This window comes from Kribbella sp. NPDC048928 (assembly GCF_043197975.1).
Lineage (GTDB): Bacteria > Actinomycetota > Actinomycetes > Propionibacteriales > Kribbellaceae > Kribbella.
The window spans coordinates 273,846-289,855 of sequence record NZ_JBICUC010000010.1 but is presented as its reverse complement, the minus strand read 5'-3'; the positions used below and the strand labels follow the sequence as shown (position 1 = coordinate 289,855).

Below are 16,010 nucleotides of genomic sequence, written 5' to 3'. Positions count from 1 at the left end.
GATCGGAAAATCCTCCGACGGGGCGGCGCGGGTGGTCCAGGATGGACGGCATGGACGTGTCGGTGGTGCTCGGGTTTCTGGTCGCCGTGTTCCTGGTCAGCGTCGTGCCGGGGCCGGACATGCTGTTCATCGTCGCGAACGCAGCCGCTGGTGGCCGACGTACGGGCGTGGTCGCCGCCGCCGGGATGTCGACCGGCTTGGTGGTACACAGCGTCGCGGCCGCGCTCGGCCTGGGTGCGTTGATCCAGGCTGCGCCGCAGGTGCTGGACGGGGTACGCATCGCCGGCGCCGCCTTCCTGCTCTACCTGGCGTACCTGACCTGGCGCGCGAGCAGGCAGGAAGTCGGGGCAGCCGAGGAAGCGCCGGCTCTCCCCCGGCGGACGCTGCGTCGGACGTACGTGATGGCCACGCTCACCAATCTGGCGAATCCGAAGGTCATCCTGTTCTACCTGGCGTTCGTGCCGCAGTTCATCAGCACCGGCGCCGGCAGCTGGCCGGTGACGGTGCAGTTCCTGGTCCTCGGCGCACTGTTCATCACGGTCGGCTTCCCCGTCGACGCGAGCGCCGCCCTCCTGGCCGGCACCTTGTCCGAGCGCTTCTTCCGCACCGGCAGCCGTGTCCGCCGCCGGCTCGAACGGGTCACAGCCGCGATCTTCGCCGGCCTCGCCGCCCGCCTCGCCCTCGACCTCCGCTGAGGGGTCGGTTGCGGCCGCTGGTGGGATCGAGGAGGATCGCGCGCATGCTCGAACGACCTGTTGCCCTTGTCACCGGAGTCGGCCGTACGGTCGGGATCGGCGCGGGCGTCGCGCGCCGGCTGGCCGAAGCGGGGTGGGACGTAGCGTTCACGTACTGGACGGCGTACGACGGACGGATGAGTTGGGGTGTCCAGGACGGCGCCACGGCCGAGATCACCGCTGAGCTCACCGCACTGGGCGCCACCGCCGTACCGATCGAGGCAGACCTCGCGGACCCGGGCGCACCGGAGCGGATCTTCGCCGCCGCCGCGGACCGGCTGGGGCCGGTGACGGCGCTGGTGATGTGTCACTGCGAGAGCGTCGACTCCAGCATTCGCGACACCACCGTGGAGAGCTTCGACCGGCACTTCGCCGTGAACGCGCGGGCGACCTGGCTGCTGATCCGCGAGTACGCAGAGCGGTTCGCCGTACCGCACGGCAGCGGCCGGATCGTGGCGCTGACGAGTGACCACACCGTCCACAACCTCCCGTACGGCGCGAGCAAGGGCGCACTGGATCGCATCACCTTGGCGGCCGCGCACGAACTGTCCGACCTCGGCCTGACCGCCAATGTGATCAACCCCGGCCCGATCGACACCGGCTGGATGACTGAGGACCTGCGCGCCGCCTGCGCGGCCGGCACCCCACTCGGCCGCCTAGGCACCCCCGCCGACACCGCCGACCTGGTCGAGTTCCTCTGCTCCCCGCGAGGCCAATGGATCAACGCCCAACTCCTGAAAAGCAACGGCGGCTCAGCCCAGTAGACCGTCGCGCCTCAGGCTTGGAGGGTTTGGCCGGCTCGGCGGAGTTCGGTTAGGACTGTGCGGACTGCTCGGCGGGCGGATTGTTCGGGGCGGTGCAGGGCGTCAATGTGGCGGCGGGTGTGGACGTTGCGGAGGGGGCGGAGGGCTACGCCTGGGTGGCGTTGGGCGGTCCAGCGCGGGAAGAGGGCCAGGCCGGCGCCGGCGGCGACCAGTTCGCCGACGACTGTGAACTCGTTGACCCGGTGGACCAGGTCCAGGCGGCGGCCGGCTGCGGCGCCGATGGCCTCGATGGTGGACATCAAAGGGAAGCCGTCGTGGACGGTGATCCACGGTTCGCCGGCGACGTCCCGCGGGCTGAGCGACTGCTTCGCGGCGAGGGGATGATCGGCCGGTACGGCGACGTCGAGCGGCTCGTGCAGGAGCGGTGTGACCGCGACCGTCCGTGGCCACGCCGCCCCGTGGTTGAGCCGGTGCGCCAGTACGACGTCGTATTCGCGGGTGAGCGGCGGGAACTCGTGCTGCGCCACATCCTCGTCGTGCAGACTGACCTTCGGCGCGGCGCCGGACGCGAGCAACCGCGGGAAGAACGCCGCCGCCGCACTGTGGAACGCGGCGACCGACACGACCCCGTCCGGCTGCTCGACGAAGTCGTCCACGGTCTGCCGCGCGCGGGCGAGCGCCGTCTCCACCTCGGCCGCCGCACCCGCGAGCGCCCGGCCCGCGGCGGTCAGCACCACCCGCCTGCCGACGCGCTCGGTCAACGGCACCGGCATCGACCGCTGCAACAGCCGCAACTGCTGGGAGATCGCCGACGGCGTGACCAGCAACGCCTCGGCGGCCGCCGTCACACTCCCCAGCTCGCCGACTTCCCGAAGCACCCGCAGTTGCCGTTCATCCATCTCAACACTGTAGTTCCACTACAGCATCGCTGAAGAAGTTGGTTCTTGGCTTCAACGTCACGACCCGTCACCGTTGAGTCCGTGCCCGGATCCCGCCGTACTGATCTCGTCCTGCTGCTGGTCGCCGTCGTCTGGGGCTCGAGCTATCTCGCGGCCAAGACCGCGACCGGCAGCGCGCCGGTGCTGACCGTGCTCTTCCTGCGCTACGCCATCTCGGCCGTCGCCCTGCTGCCGCTGGTGCGCGGCATTCGGCGTACGGAGCTGAGGTCCGGACTGATCCTCGGCCTCACGCAAGCTTCGGTGCTGGTGCTCGAGACGTACGGCGTGACGCACACGAGCGCGGCGAATGCCGGACTGATCATCAGCCTCACGCTCATCCTCACCCCGCTGCTCGACGGCCGCGGCCTGCCGCCGCGCTTCTACCTCGCCGCGGGGATCTGCATGGTCGCCGTCGGGCTGCTCGTGTCCTCGCACGGTCTCCACACCCCCGGCCTCGGCGACCTGCTGATGCTGGCCGCCGCCGTGGTCCGCGCAGGTCACGTGACGCTCGTCGGCCGACTCTCGAAGGGGTCGCGTCCGTTGCCGCTGACAACAGTTCAGACTCTCGTCGGTACGGCACTGTTCGCGCCCGTCGGCCTGTCCCAGCTTCCGGTGCATGCCGGCGCCGGCGCGTGGCTGCAGCTGGTCTATCTCGCCTTGTTCTGCAGCGTTTTCGCGTTCCTCGCCCAGACCTGGGCGGTGCAGCGGACGTCCGCCAGCCGCGCCAGTCTGCTGCTCGGCACGGAACCGATCTGGGCCGTTGTCATCGGCATCGGTCTCGGCGACGAGCACCTGACGGTACTGGCGGCGATCGGCGCCGTACTGATGCTGGCCGGCACCACCTGGGGTCAGTCGATCGAGCGCAAGCACCGCGAGTCCGCCAAGCCGGCGCCGCTCGTCACGCCGGTTTGAGGACGAGCTCCAGCTGCAGCCACTGCGCGAGGTCGCGGATCTCGCGATGGACTGCGGCGGTGAGCGTCTTGGAGAACGGCTGGTCCTCGTGGATCGCGTCGACGCGGAACACGCCGGACTTGCGGTCGGACATCGCGTCGAGCTTCCCGACCAGGCGGTCGTTGTGCAGGATCGGGAGCGCGAAGTACCCCCAGCGGCGTTTCGCGACCGGCTTGTACATCTCCAACTGGTAGTCGAACTCGAAGATCTCGGTCAGCCGTTTCCGGTCGTACACCAGCCGGTCCAGCGGCGAGACGATCGCCGTCCGGCCCTTGAACGGCTGATCGAGCAGCTCCGGATCGATCCGCCACTCGCCGCGGACGCCCTCCACCACGGCCCGCTCCCCCGCCTCGCCGGCGTCGAGCGGCTCGCCCGGGCAGGCCGGGCCCTTCGCCCGCAGGAGACCCATCGACCGGAGCCGTTGCTCGTCGCGGATCCGGAGCGCCTTCGCGAGCGGGACCGGCGGGTCGTCCGGATAGATCCGGGACGCCAGGTCCCAGAGCCGGTCGCGGCCGTCGCGACCCGCGATCGCCACCTCGCCGCGCTGCATCATGAACTCGAGCAGCTGCGACACGTTCCGGTTGTTGGTCCAGCCGCTCGACTTCCACGGGGTCACACAGCTGTCCGGCAGCTCGCGCATCACCAGCGGGCCGTCCTGACGCAGCCGCTCGAGGATGTCGAGTCGGCACCCCTCGTTCGCCAGGACCCAGTCACGGCGGTACTCCTGCCAGTCCAGCGGCTCGCCGTCGGTCGGCCACGCGGCCATCTCGGCACGGAACAACGCCAGCGTCTCCGGCAGCCGCGCGAATCCGCGCAACTCGAGTAGCTCGAGCGAGGCGAGCGCGTCCGCCAACTCAGCAGGCTTGTACGACGAGCCGAGCCGGCTCCAGGTCACCAGGTCCGCATTCGGCGCGACGTACGCGGTCTGGTCGAGCTGCAGCACGTTCAGCCCGCGGACCACGTCGAACAGGTCCGCCGGCCGGTCGCTGGTGAGCAGCTGCGCACGCACAGCCAACCGCCGCGCATCGCGTCTGGAGAGCTGCTGAACGGTCACGATCTGAGCCTAAGCGACCCCGGGGACAGTATTCTGGAAGGGACAGCCGAGCGGGTGGGGACCTGGGCTCGGATTCAGGGGGGTCTTCGTGGCGGTACGTAGTCGGGCGTTTCTGTTCTGTGCAGTGCTGGTGCCGGGGTTGCTGGCAGCCGCGGGCTGCTCGGCCGCCAACGGCTCGGACCTGCCATCCGGATCCGACACGGTCATCTCGACGCCGTCGATCGTCGTACCGAAGTCTCCCGGGGCGCTCAAGGCCGCGACGACCTGCGCCCAGTCCACCGAGCCGCTGCCCACGGAGGCGGGCGCCGACGGTGTCGAGCTGACCGCCAGCACCGATCCGAGCCGTACGTCGCTGCTCCTGAAGAACACCGGCAGCCTGACCGTGGTCGTCGTACCGGACGCGCAGTTCAGCAGCCGGCTGACCGTCGCGTCGTACGCCAACCCGAAGGACGCGGCTTCCCGGGCCGCGCTGATCGCCGTCAACAACAGCGGCGGCGGTACGGCACCCGGCATCCCTCAGTACACGCCCAAGGGCCAGGTGATCACGCTGCCTCCGCAATGGGCGATCTGCGCGCTGACCGACAACGTGCAGGAGACCGCCAGCGTCCGCTACGTGCAGGACCGGGTGTCGAGCGCGAAGTACTTCGTCGCGAAGGCGGTCGCGGACCAACTGCTCCGCAAGGTCAGCTCGAAGCGGAGCGGGCCGACACTGATCCGCTGTGCGCGCGACACGTCGACCACCGTCGCGACGAACACGACGCTGCCCGACATCGAGCTGTACGTCGAGATCGTCGGCCCTCGCTCCGGCTGCCGGGCCGGGTACCAGGCACTGCTCGACGGCGACGAACGCGCCGCCGGTCAACTCGGCGCGACCGTACTGAACCAGCTCGGCAGCGCTCCCCGGCTGCTCCCGAACAGCGCACTGCTCAGCACCACCGCGGGTCCCTGAGCCGTCACGCCCAGGGTCGGATCCGGGTCCGGTCAGGGGAAACTCCACTGCCGTGGACCCCGCCGGACCCGCAGACTGGAGTCCTACCGTTCGACCCTCGGAGGATCTCAGCCATGATCGGCTTCATCATCGCCGGACTCGTTATCGGAGCACTCGCCCGGTTGTTCACGCCCGGGAAGCAGAAGCTCGGTCTGCTCGCCACCCTGCTGCTCGGCCTCGCCGGATCGGTGATCGGCGGCGTGATCGCCAGTGTCCTCGGCACCGGCAGCATCTTCGAGCTGAACATTCTCGGCTTCATCGTCGCCGTGATCTCGTCGGTGATGCTGGTCGGCACCGCGGAGTCGCTGGCCGCCAAGCAGAAGAACTGACCGAGCAAACCCACCGCACTAACCAACCGCGCAGGACCCAGGAGCGTCGTCCGTCAGACGTCCTCGTTGATCGCCATCGCCGGCCGTGGCTCACGGCCCGGCGGTTGCGGCGGCCGGGGCAGCAACGGGCGGCGCTTCCGCAATGTCCGGACGGCCGGCTGGGTCGCGCTGACCGTGACCTCCTCGCCGGCGTGCCGGAACGTCATCGACGCGTCCGGCCCGTCGTGCACGGTGTACTTCACCGCGACCGGATCGATCTCGACCTTCAGCCGGACGCCGCGCCAGCGGACCGTGAAGCTCAGCCCGGACAGCCCGAGCGGCAGCGCCGGATCGAAGGACAGCATCCCGTCCTGGTCCCGCAGACCGCCGAAGCCGGCCACCAGCGCGCTCCAGGCACCGCCGAGCGAGGCCATGTGCAGGCCGTCGCCGGTGTTGTGGTGCAGGTTGCGCATGTCGATCAGCGCGGCCTCGTACGCATAGTCGTAGGCCAGGTCCAGATGGCCGACCTCGGCCGCCATCACCGCCTGCACGCACGCGGACAACGAGGAGTCCCGGACGGTCAGCCGCTCGTAGTAGTCGAAGTTCCGCGCCTTCTCCTCGGCGGTGAAGGCGTCACCGCACCAGTACGTCGCGAGCATCAGGTCGGCCTGCTTCACCACCTGGGTGCGATACAGCTGGAAGTACGGGGCGTGCAGCAGCAGCGGGTACTTGTCCTTGTAGCCCTCGAAGTCCCACACGGCGTACCCGGTGAAGCCCTCGGACTGCGGGTGGACGCCGAGCTCCTTGTCGTACGGGACGTAGATCGCGCTCGACGCGTCCCGCCAGGACGCCTCTTCCTCGGCGTCGATCCCGAGCTCACGCGCGCGGCCCGGCAGCTTCGCCGCGACCTCGGCCGCGAACCGCAGGTTGCGCGCCGCCATCAGGTTCGTGAAAACGTTGTCGTCGGCAACGGCGCTGTACTCGTCCGGACCGGTCACACCGGGCAGGTGCCAGCGGCCGTCGCGGTCGTGGTGGCCGAGCGACATCCACAACCTGGCGGTCTCGACGAGCAGCTCCAGCCCGACCTCGTCGAGGAAGTCCTCGTCGGCGGTCGCACGGTAGTAGCGCATCACCGCCTCCGCGATGTCTGCATTGATGTGGAACGCCGCCGTACCGGCGGGCCAGTAGCCGGAGCACTCCTGGCCGCGGATCGTCCGCCACGGGAACGCCGCGCCCTTGAAGCCCAGCTCCTCCGCGCGCTGCCTCGCCATCCGCAACGTGGAGTGCCGCCAGCGTAGGGCGTCCGCGGCTGCGTCCGGCATCGTGTAGGTCAGCACCGGTAGGACGAAACCCTCGGTGTCCCAGAACGTGTGCCCGTCGTACCCGGCGCCGGTCAGGCCCTTCGACGGGATCGCTCGCCGCTCGGCCCGCGCGCCAGCCTGCAGTACGTGGAAGAGCGCGAACCGCACCGCCTGCTGGAGCTCCGGATGGCCCTGGACCTCGACGTCAGCGCCGTCCCAGAAGTCGTCGAGGAACTCGACCTGCTGCTTGGCGAGCCCGTCCCAGCCGGAGAACCGCGCACTCGTCAGGGCGGCCGCGACCTGGTCCCGGATCGCAGTCTCGGAGCGCAGGCTGGACCAGCCGTACGTCAGGTACTTCACGACGCGCAGACTCTCGCCCGGCTGCAGCTGCGCGATGACCGTGGTCCGGGCCCAGTCCTCGCGGACGTCCTGGTCCATCGCGTAGCGGACCGTGGTGTCGACCTCGTGGCCCATCGCCGCGGCCATCAGCTGCTGGCTGCGCGTGGTCCGGTGGATCAGGACGGTGCCGTGCTCGCCGCCGTCATGACTGACCGGGTGCAGCGGGTTGTCCAATACGGCGGCGACGCGCGGATCGTCGGACAGCTTGGGCTGTGCCTCGTTCGCGACCAGCTCGGACTGGATCACGAACCGCGCGGGCTGGTCGACCGGCTCCACGATGTACTCGATGGCGGCGACCGCGCGCTGGGTCAGCGACACCAGCCGCCGGCTGCGGACCTTGATCCGCTTGCCACCCGGTGACGTCCAGTCCACGTCCCGCTCGAGGATGCCGGTACGGAAGTCCAGCGAGCGCTCGTGCTTGGTCAGGTAGCCGTACCGGATGTCGAACGGCGAGTCGTCGACGAGCAGCCGGATCAGCTTGCCGTTGGTGACGTCGACGAGCGTCTGCCCGGACTCCGGGTACCCGTAGCCGGCCTCGGCGTACGGCAGCGGGCGCTGCTCGTAGAACGAGTTCAGGTAGGTGCCGGGGATCGCGTACGGCTCGCCCTCGTCGAGGTTGCCGCGCAGGCCGATGTGCCCGTTGGACAGGGCGAACAGCGACTCCGACTGGGCCAGCTTGTCCAGCGCGAGCCGGGTCTCCCGCAGCCGCCAGGGCTCGACCGGGTGGTGGCCTCTGTCGATCACTTCGCCTCCCCGTCCGCGAGCAGTTCGGACAGGTCGCGCACCACGACGTCGGCGCCGTGCGACTTCAAGTCGTCGGCCTGCCCGACGCGGTCCACGCCGACGACGTGGCCGAAGTGGCCCGAGCGTCCCGCCGCGACACCGGCCAGCGCGTCCTCGAACACGACCGCCTGGGACGGGTCGACGCCGAACCGCTCGGCCGCGGCGAGGAACGTATCCGGAGCCGGCTTGCCCTTCAGCCCCTCGGTGCGGATCGTGATGCCGTCGACGATCTCCTCGACGTACTGCGCGAGTCCGGTGACGTCGAGGACCTCGCGGGTGTTCGCGCTCGACGACACCACGGCACGCCGCAGCCCGGCCTCGACGGCGGCCTGCAGGTACCGCCGGGAGCCTTCGAAGACGTGCACGCCCTCGGTCCGGATCCGCCGCTGGACGGCCTCGTTCTTCCGGTTGCCGAGGCCGTTCACGGTCATCGCCGCGGGCGGGTCGTCCGGGGTGCCGTCGGGCAGCGTGATGCCACGCGCGGTCAGAAAGTCCCGTACCCCGCTGGCCCGCGGCTTGCCGTCGACGTACGCGTCGTACTCCGCGCGCGCGTCGAACGGCACGAACGCGATGCCGTGCTGTCCGGCGTAGTCGGTGAGGAACTCGTCGAACATCTCTTTCCACGCCGCAGCGTGGACGGCAGCGGTATCGGTGAGGACGCCGTCCAGGTCGAACAAACAGGCCTGGATCCCCGTGGGTAGTCCGAGCATGCGGACCACCCTAGGGGGTCAACAGGTGCTACCGGCCAACGGCCCGCTAACGGCTGGATTTCATCCGAGGATTTCGGCGAACCAGTCGAGCTGGGCGAGCTGCTGGTACGTCTGGCCGCCCTCGTGCTCGTTGTACTGGTAGACCTCGATCTGCTTGTTCGCGTTCGCGTAGTGGTTGAACGCGGCAAACACCGTCGACGGCGGGCAGGTGGCGTCCATCAGCGCGACCGAGAACAGCGCGGGCGCGGTGGCGAGGCGGCCGAGGTTGACGCCGTCGAAGTAGCTCAGGGTGCTGAGGACGGTGTCGACGTCCTGCCGGAAACCCTTCAGATAACGGGTGATCTCGGCGTACGGGTCCTTGTCGGTGATCCGCAGTGCGCGTTCGAAGTGGCACAGGAACGGTACGTCCGGTGCGCAGCCGACCAGGTCGATCCCGGCGAGCGGTGCGAGCCCGGCCGCGGCGATCGAGATGCCGCCGCCCTGGCTGCCGCCGCTGACGATGATCTTGTCGGGGTCCACGAACGGCGAGGTGCGTGCGGCGTCGAGTGCGCGGACCGCGTCGATGTACACACGGTGGTAGTAGTACGTCTCCGGGTCGGTGATGCCGGCCGTCATGAAGCCCGGGGTGTGGTTGATGCCGGCGTACGGCGTGTCGTCCGGGGTGTTCTCGAAGCCGCCCGCGCTGTAGCCCTGCCCGCGGGTGTCCATCACGAAGTGCGCGTAGCCGGCCTGCGCCCAGAGGTTGGTCGAGTGCGGGAGGCCGCGGCCGCCGCTGTAGCCGTGGTACTGCACGACGGTCGGCAGTGGGCCCTCGGTGCCGGCCGGGACGTGCAGCCAGCCCTTCACCGGGGAGCCGCCGAAGCCGGCGTAGGTGACGTCGTAGGTGTCGATCACCGTGAGCTTGTTGTCGATCGCGGTGAACGTGGCGGACAGGTCGTCGGTGCGCGCCTTCTCGATCGAGCGGCGCCAGAAGTCGACCAGGTCGGCGGGAGCGGCCACGTCGGGCCGGTACTCGCGGAGCTTGTCGAGGGAAAGGTCGAACATGGCCATGACCGCTTAACCTACGCCCACCGGGCGGCACCAGGAAAGCGGTGTCCAGATCCGGCCGGTACTGCAGCACCGCACTGTCACGCGCTGCATTACGGTGGACCGATGCCGACTCCGAACATCGTCTTCGTGATGTCCGACGACCACGCTGCGCACGCGATCTCGGCGTACGGCAGCAGGGTCAACAGCACGCCGCACCTGGACCGGCTGGCCACCGACGGCGTCCGGATGGACGCGACCTACTGCACGAACTCGATCTGCTCGCCGTCGCGCGCCTCGATACTGACCGGCACCTACAGCCACGTGAACGGTGTCGCGTCGATCTACACCGACATCGACTACCGGGTGCCGACGATCGCGGAGGTGCTGCAGGGCGCCGGCTACCAGACCGCGCTGTTCGGCAAGTGGCACCTCGGCGAGCGGCCGGAGTCGGCGCCGCGGCACTTCGACGACTGGCGCGTCTTCCCCGGCCAGGGCGAGTACGTCGACCCGCTGATGATCGGCCCGGACGGCGCCGCGACCGTGCCCGGCTACGCGACCGACATCGTCACGGACCAGAGCATCGACTGGCTCCGGCAGCGGGACACCGAGCGGCCCTTCCTGCTGCTCGTCCATCACAAGGCGCCGCACCGGCCGTGGGTGCCGGACGAGAAGCACAAGCACCTGTACCCGGTCGGATCGATCCCGGAGCCGAGCACGCTGCTCGACGACTACTCGACCCGGAGCAAGGCGGTCCGCGCCGTGACGATGTCCGTGGCCGATGACCTGGACGAGGCCGAGCTCGGCGAGCAGACACCACCGGAGCTCGAGGGGCCGGAGAACCGGGACGCGCGGATCCGGTGGAAGTACCAGCGTTATCTGCGCGACTACCTCCAGTGCGTGCAGTCGATCGACGACAACGTCGGCCGGCTGCTCGACTACCTCGACGACGAAGGGCTCGCGGAGAACACGATCGTGGTCTACACCTCCGACCAGGGCTTCTTCCTCGGCGACCACGGCTGGTACGACAAGCGGCTGATGTTCGACCAGTCGCTGCAGATGCCGATGCTGATCCGCTGGCCGTCGGTCATCCCCGCGGGCAGCACCTGCGACGACATGGTGACCAACGTGGACTTCGCGGCGACATTCCTGGACATGGTGGGGCTCGACGCGGGGACAGTGCTGCCCACGTCCCAGGGCCGGAGCTTCCTGCCGTTGCTGCGCGGTGAGCAGGTCCCCGACTGGCCCGACGCCGTCTACTACCGGTACTGGGAGCACGACGACCCGAACCACCACGCTCCGGCGCACTACGGCGTACGGACGAAGGAATACAAGCTCATCCACTACTACGGCGCCGGGCTGGGCGTGCCGGGATCGTCGGACCGGGTGTTCGACTCCGAATGGGAGTTGTACGACCTGCACAAGGACCCCGAGGAGCTCGTGAACGTGGCGGACGACCCGGCGTACGCCGAGACACGTGCGGCGCTCACCACGCGACTGGCTGAGCTCCAGGAGCACTACGCGGACCTGCCGTACGAGGGCCCGTCCACACCGGCGCCGAGCTGGCCGTGGACATGACCTTCCAGGCCGAGGCGGTGGCTGCCGCCTTGGGTACGTCGGTGCGTGGCGTCGAGGTGGTCGACACGTTCGCAGCCTCGGCAGCGGACGTGGCCCGGTTAGCGGTACGTCGTACTGCGGGGCCCGACCTCACCGTCATTGCAAAGCTGGCGCGTGGTGACGGGCTCGCTGCCGCACGACGGGAGGTGCTGTTCTTCAAGCAGCTCGCGCCACGGTGGCAGAACCCGGCTCCGCAGTATCTCGGTGCACATGACACCGGTGACGGGGTTCTGCTGCTGACCGAGGACCTCGGTACAAGCGGCTACCGCGTCATCGGGACCGATGTGTCGGACGAACAGCTCTACGGAGCCACCGAGGTCATCGCCGGCGTCCATGCACATTTCTGGAACGCCACCGACACCGTGCCATCACCAGAGCCGTCGGTGACGAGCACTGCGCAGGCCTGGCCGCCGGACGTGATCTCCAGCCACGCCACAGCCGTGCGCAACGCAGCGGACGAGTTCTTCGCCAACGCGACCGAGCTGGAGCCGGCGGAGCGTGCAGTACTCGGCGAAGTGCTGGACGTCTGGGCACCGCAGTTCCAGGCGCGGGTTGCCGGGCGCCGGGACCTCACGCTGATCCACGGCGACTTCCACTTCCTCGGGAACATCTTCTTCGCCGACGGCGATCCACGGCCCAAGGTGATCGACTGGTCCGAGCTGAAGCCCGGCCTCGGACCACACGACGTCGCGTACTCGCTCAGTGCGCTCCCCGATCGGCAAGGCGACGCGGAGGAGTTGCTGCGGCACTACTGGAAGGCCCTGAACGTGCCCGCGTACGGCTGGGACCTGTGCAGCTGGGACTTCCGGTTCTCGGTCTTCAGCAACCTGTTCCAGTCCGTGTTCCAGCGGAGCGTCCGCTGGTACCGCGCAGCCCTCACTGCGATCGACACGTTGGACAGTCGCTCGACGCTGAGCGGTCAGCCTGGCAGCACCTGATCGAGCTGGTTGCGGGATGTGATTCCCAGCTTCGAGAACACCTTCCGCAGGTGGTACTGCACCGTGCGGGCGCTGATGAACAGGCGCGTGGCGATCTCCGGGTTGGAGAGGCCGTCACGGGCCATCCGGGCGATCTGCGCCTCTTGAGCGGTCAGCTCGCTCCGGGTCGGGACGACGCGTTGCTGAGCGGTCCCGCCGGCGGCCCGCAGCTCGCGACGGGCACGTTCGGCGAACCCTGCCAGCCCCATCGCCTCGAAGGCGCCGTACGCGGTGCGCAGGCGTTCGCGGGCGTCGGCACGGCGGCGCTCACGGCGTAGCCACTCGCCGTACAGCAACTGTGCTCGCGCCATCTCGACCTTGAGTTGGGTCTGCTCGAGGTGCTCGATCGCCTCCAGGTACAGGCGTTCGGCGCCGGCGCCCGCGCTGATCATCGCCCGCGATCGCGCATGGACGCCGAGCGCCCACGGCGTACCTGTTGCGTTCGCCATGGTGCCGAGCACCTGGCAGGCGCGGTGGGCGGTGTCGATGGCTCCGGTCCGTACGGCGGCCTCCACGAGCTCCGCAGGCGCGAGCATCAGCGACAGCTCGTCACGAGGGTCCTGGAACGCCCGCTCCGCCGCGTCGGCCGCCTCCTGGTACCGGCCGAGTCCGTTGCCCAGTACCGCACTCGCCCAGTCCGCGAACGCGATACCGATCCCCTCACCGCGCCGCGTTCCGTCCTGCTCCGTGGCCCGCACCATCGCGAGCGTCTCGGCTCGGTCCCCGCGGAACGCTGCCAGCGCCAGCTGCCCGTACGGCGCGAGCTGCCCACCCGTCGCCTCGTTCGCTGCCTGTACTTCAGCCGTCAGGGTGGCCGCCGCGGACAGGTCACCGGCGAAGACCGACACGTACGCCAGCGACGTCAGCGCCAGCGCCACGTTGCTCAGTACGCCGGTCTCGCGCGCCAGCTCCACGTGCCGCCGGGACAGCTGCTCCCAGCGGTCCGCGTCCCACAGCCGCAGTGCGGTGGTTGTTGCCATCCACAACAATTGCAGCTCTTCCTCGACGGACACCTGGGTCCCGAAGCCGGCCAGCGCCTCATGGAGCGTCTTGACACCCGCCGCGTACCCGTCCCGGTAGTGCAGCGCGGTGCCGTCCAGCAACAGGTCCGCGGGACGTACCACCGCCGGCCGTGGTGCGGCGGCCGCGGCCCGCGCCACGTCGATCACGTCACCGCCCGGCTTGGCCAACCGGCCCGCGAAGATCGCCGCCGACAAGGCGTCGAGGTACGTCGTCCGAGCCAGCGCCACGTCGATCGTCTCGAGCCGTTTGGCCGCCTTGAGCATCAGTTGCGGCGCGTCGTTGCCACGGTTCGTGAGGAAGGCGAGCTGTGCTCGTACGACATCTGCCCTGGCCCGCTGCAGCTCGCTGAGCTGCTCGGTCTCGGCTGTCGCCAAGAGGTCGGCTGCCGAGTCGAACGCTCCGGTCTGCAGCTCTGCCTGCGCGGCGGCGAGCGCCCGGCCCGCCCGCTTCACGGGATCGACTGTGAGCGCCGCCGACCGCAGCAGGAACGCCGCGGTCGCTGCGAACCCACTCCGCGCCTGAGCACGCCCAGCGGACCGCTCCAACTCGTCCGCGATCTCCTCGTCCGGCCCGGCCGCACCCTGCGCTCGATGCCAGGCGCGGCGATCCGGGTCGGCTGCTGCGTCCGTCACCTCAGCCAGGGCGCGGTGTACCTCGCGCCGCTCGTCCGGGGACGCGGAGCAGTACGCCGCCGAGCGCACCAGCGGGTGCCGGAACCGGATGCGGGTCGTGAACTCCGCCAGCCCCGCGTCGACCGCGGCTGCTGCGGCTTCCAGCGGCAGGCCGAGCAGTACGGCAGCACGGCGCACCAGGCCGTCGTTTCCGGAGGGCTCGGCGGCTGCCAGAACGAGCAGACGGCGCGTCTGGTCGGGCATGGCGTTCACCCGGCGTACGAAGCTCTCCTCGATACCGCCTGCGCCGGGCAGCGCGAAGCCGCCGGCTAGCTGGGCCGGCGTGAGCTCCAGCAGGGCCAGGGGGTTGCCATGTGCTTCGGCCACCAGTTGGTCGCGCACCTGGGTGTCGATGGGAGACGCCAGCACCGCGTCCAGCAGTTGGCGGGCATCGTCGTCGTGCAGACCACCGATCGGGTACTCCGGTAGGCCGGCCAGCACCTGACTGGCCCGGCGGGTCGCGAAGACCAGCCCGACCGCTTCCGCGTCCAGCCGGCGGGCCACGAACGACAGGATCTGCGCGGAGCATCTGTCGAGCCACTGCTGGTCGTCGACCAGGCAGAGCAGCGGCTGGTGCTCCGCCGCCTCGGCCAGCAGGCTCAGGACCCCAAGGCCGATCAGGAACATGTCTGGCGGCGGACCGGCGTTGATACCGAACACGGTCCGTAGCGCCCCGGCCTGCGGAACCGGCAGCTGGTCGAGCAGATCCAGGACGGGTGCACACAGCTGGTGCAGACCGGCGAACGCGAGCTCCATCTCCGACTCGACGCCGGACACCCTGGCCACCCGGCAGCCGTCCGCGTGACCGGCCAGGTAGTCCAGCAACGCGGTCTTGCCCACCCCTGCCGCACCGGACAGCACCAGCGCCCTGCTCTGCCCACTGCGGAGTGCGGACACCACCTGATCGAGCGCACCACGCTCCGCACGCCGACCGGTCAGGTCGGGCGCGGGGAGATCGAGGGAGCGGTACACAGCCACAAGCTATCCCGACCGGCCAGCCACTGGCGGATGCGCACAGGGCACGCGTTCGGGTTCCGTAATCACATGACACTCGAGGACAAGACCGTTCTGGTGATCGGCCGCGGCGGCGGCATCGCCCGCGCGGTGACCCTGGCCGCTCGGGACGCCGGTGCGCAGGTCGTGACCGCCGGGCGGAACCAGGACAAGCTCAAGGCCGCGTACGACGGGGAGCCCGGGATCGTCAGCGAGTACGTCGACCTCACCGACGAGGCGACCATCGCGGCGCTCGGCGACCGGCTTGGCCAGGTCGACCACATCGTGTCGACGGCGTCCGCACGGGCGCGGGGCAAGCTGGCGGACCTCGACCGGGACGCCGTCCGGCAGTCGTTCGACACCAAGGTGATCGGGCCGCTGATGCTCGCCAAGCACCTCGCGCCGCGGATCAACGACGGCGGCTCGCTGACCATCTTCTCGGGCGTCGCGGCGGCCAAGATCGCGGTCGGCACGCTCGCCGTCGCGATCACCAACGGCGCGGCCGACGTACTCGCCCGGTCACTCGCCGTGGAACTGGCGCCGATCCGGGTGAACGCCGTCTCCCCCGGTGTCATCGACACCGGCGCCTGGGACGGGCTCGGCGACCGGAAGGCCGGCTACTTCGAGGAGATGACCGAGCGGAACCCGGCCCGGCGGATCGGGACGCCGGACGACGTCGCCGCGACCGTGCTGTTCGCCATGACCAACACCTTCGTGACCGGTACGACGCTGCGCGTCGACGGCGGCGAACCGCTGACCTGAGGAGGAGCGCG

General features: G+C 69.8%; 14 protein-coding genes. 8 read left to right on the top strand and 6 right to left on the bottom strand.

Annotated elements, in window-relative coordinates; all coding sequences use genetic code 11:
• Positions 1–50 precede the first annotated feature (50 nt).
• Positions 51–695, top strand: a complete 645-nt coding sequence (locus tag ACGFI6_RS36345) for a LysE family translocator (RefSeq protein ID WP_393126874.1) — start codon at positions 51–53, stop codon at positions 693–695.
• A gap of 44 nt (positions 696–739) precedes the next feature.
• Positions 740–1,498, top strand: a complete 759-nt coding sequence (locus ACGFI6_RS36340; protein WP_393126872.1) for an SDR family oxidoreductase — start codon at positions 740–742, stop codon at positions 1,496–1,498.
• A gap of 11 nt (positions 1,499–1,509) precedes the next feature.
• Here the strand turns inward: ACGFI6_RS36340 and ACGFI6_RS36335 are convergent, their stop codons facing one another.
• Positions 1,510–2,397, bottom strand: coding sequence for a LysR family transcriptional regulator (locus ACGFI6_RS36335; RefSeq protein ID WP_393126870.1), 888 nt, complete (start codon positions 2,395–2,397; stop codon positions 1,510–1,512).
• An 81-nt stretch (positions 2,398–2,478) separates the two neighbouring features.
• Between ACGFI6_RS36335 and ACGFI6_RS36330 the strand changes: the two genes are divergently transcribed.
• Complete coding sequence (locus ACGFI6_RS36330) at positions 2,479–3,348, top strand: DMT family transporter (protein ID WP_393126868.1); 870 nt, start codon at positions 2,479–2,481, stop codon at positions 3,346–3,348.
• On the opposite strand, the gene ACGFI6_RS36325 is transcribed toward ACGFI6_RS36330, so the two are convergent.
• Positions 3,335–4,441, bottom strand: coding sequence for a DNA glycosylase AlkZ-like family protein (locus ACGFI6_RS36325; RefSeq protein WP_393126866.1), 1,107 nt, complete (start codon positions 4,439–4,441; stop codon positions 3,335–3,337). The two genes, ACGFI6_RS36330 and ACGFI6_RS36325, sit on opposite strands and share 14 nt — an antisense overlap.
• Positions 4,442–4,529: 88 nt before the next feature.
• Here ACGFI6_RS36325 and ACGFI6_RS36320 point away from each other — a divergent pair, with 88 nt between their 5' ends.
• On the top strand, positions 4,530–5,390 hold the full coding sequence (locus ACGFI6_RS36320; protein WP_393126864.1) for a hypothetical protein: 861 nt from the start codon (positions 4,530–4,532) through the stop codon (positions 5,388–5,390).
• A gap of 113 nt (positions 5,391–5,503) precedes the next feature.
• Positions 5,504–5,758, top strand: coding sequence for a GlsB/YeaQ/YmgE family stress response membrane protein (locus ACGFI6_RS36315; RefSeq protein ID WP_393126862.1), 255 nt, complete (start codon positions 5,504–5,506; stop codon positions 5,756–5,758).
• 53 nt (positions 5,759–5,811) lie between these two features.
• On the opposite strand, the gene ACGFI6_RS36310 is transcribed toward ACGFI6_RS36315, so the two are convergent.
• Genes ACGFI6_RS36310 through ACGFI6_RS36300 form a run of 3 tightly spaced genes read right to left on the bottom strand, consistent with a single transcriptional unit; the run spans position 5,812 to position 9,980 of the window.
• Positions 5,812–8,181: a glycoside hydrolase family 65 protein gene (locus ACGFI6_RS36310; RefSeq protein WP_393126860.1), complete on the bottom strand. Its 2,370-nt coding sequence runs from the start codon at positions 8,179–8,181 to the stop codon at positions 5,812–5,814.
• Complete coding sequence (locus tag ACGFI6_RS36305) at positions 8,178–8,930, bottom strand: beta-phosphoglucomutase family hydrolase (protein WP_393126858.1); 753 nt, start codon at positions 8,928–8,930, stop codon at positions 8,178–8,180. Before ACGFI6_RS36305 ends, ACGFI6_RS36310 begins: the two co-directional genes overlap by 4 nt.
• Positions 8,931–8,990: 60 nt before the next feature.
• Positions 8,991–9,980 (bottom strand): acetylxylan esterase, encoded by a 990-nt coding sequence (locus ACGFI6_RS36300; protein WP_393126856.1) that lies wholly within the window; start codon positions 9,978–9,980, stop codon positions 8,991–8,993.
• A gap of 102 nt (positions 9,981–10,082) precedes the next feature.
• Here ACGFI6_RS36300 and ACGFI6_RS36295 point away from each other — a divergent pair, with 102 nt between their 5' ends.
• Positions 10,083–11,534, top strand: a complete 1,452-nt coding sequence (locus tag ACGFI6_RS36295; protein ID WP_393126854.1) for a sulfatase — start codon at positions 10,083–10,085, stop codon at positions 11,532–11,534.
• On the top strand, positions 11,531–12,511 hold the full coding sequence (locus tag ACGFI6_RS36290) for an aminoglycoside phosphotransferase family protein (protein WP_393126993.1): 981 nt from the start codon (positions 11,531–11,533) through the stop codon (positions 12,509–12,511). Before ACGFI6_RS36295 ends, ACGFI6_RS36290 begins: the two co-directional genes overlap by 4 nt.
• On the opposite strand, the gene ACGFI6_RS36285 is transcribed toward ACGFI6_RS36290, so the two are convergent.
• Positions 12,493–15,216, bottom strand: a complete 2,724-nt coding sequence (locus tag ACGFI6_RS36285; protein WP_393126852.1) for an ATP-binding protein — start codon at positions 15,214–15,216, stop codon at positions 12,493–12,495. The two genes, ACGFI6_RS36290 and ACGFI6_RS36285, sit on opposite strands and share 19 nt — an antisense overlap.
• Before the next feature lie 72 nt (positions 15,217–15,288).
• Here ACGFI6_RS36285 and ACGFI6_RS36280 point away from each other — a divergent pair, with 72 nt between their 5' ends.
• Positions 15,289–15,999: an SDR family oxidoreductase gene (locus ACGFI6_RS36280; protein WP_393126850.1), complete on the top strand. Its 711-nt coding sequence runs from the start codon at positions 15,289–15,291 to the stop codon at positions 15,997–15,999.
• Positions 16,000–16,010 lie beyond the last annotated feature (11 nt).

Bases quoted from the DNA above. Each gene is read 5' to 3' on its own strand.
- ACGFI6_RS36340 (WP_393126872.1), top strand. From the start codon at position 740: ATGCTCGAACGACCTGTTGCCCTTGTCACCGGAGTCGGCCGTACGGTC.
- ACGFI6_RS36335 (WP_393126870.1), bottom strand. From the start codon at position 2,397: ATGGATGAACGGCAACTGCGGGTGCTTCGGGAAGTCGGCGAGCTGGGG.
- ACGFI6_RS36295 (WP_393126854.1), top strand. From the start codon at position 10,083: ATGCCGACTCCGAACATCGTCTTCGTGATGTCCGACGACCACGCTGCG.
- ACGFI6_RS36280 (WP_393126850.1), top strand. From the start codon at position 15,289: ATGACACTCGAGGACAAGACCGTTCTGGTGATCGGCCGCGGCGGCGGC.
- ACGFI6_RS36345 (WP_393126874.1), top strand. From the start codon at position 51: ATGGACGTGTCGGTGGTGCTCGGGTTTCTGGTCGCCGTGTTCCTGGTC.
- ACGFI6_RS36290 (WP_393126993.1), top strand. From the start codon at position 11,531: ATGACCTTCCAGGCCGAGGCGGTGGCTGCCGCCTTGGGTACGTCGGTG.
- ACGFI6_RS36315 (WP_393126862.1), top strand. From the start codon at position 5,504: ATGATCGGCTTCATCATCGCCGGACTCGTTATCGGAGCACTCGCCCGG.
- ACGFI6_RS36305 (WP_393126858.1), bottom strand. From the start codon at position 8,930: ATGCTCGGACTACCCACGGGGATCCAGGCCTGTTTGTTCGACCTGGAC.
- ACGFI6_RS36300 (WP_393126856.1), bottom strand. From the start codon at position 9,980: ATGGCCATGTTCGACCTTTCCCTCGACAAGCTCCGCGAGTACCGGCCC.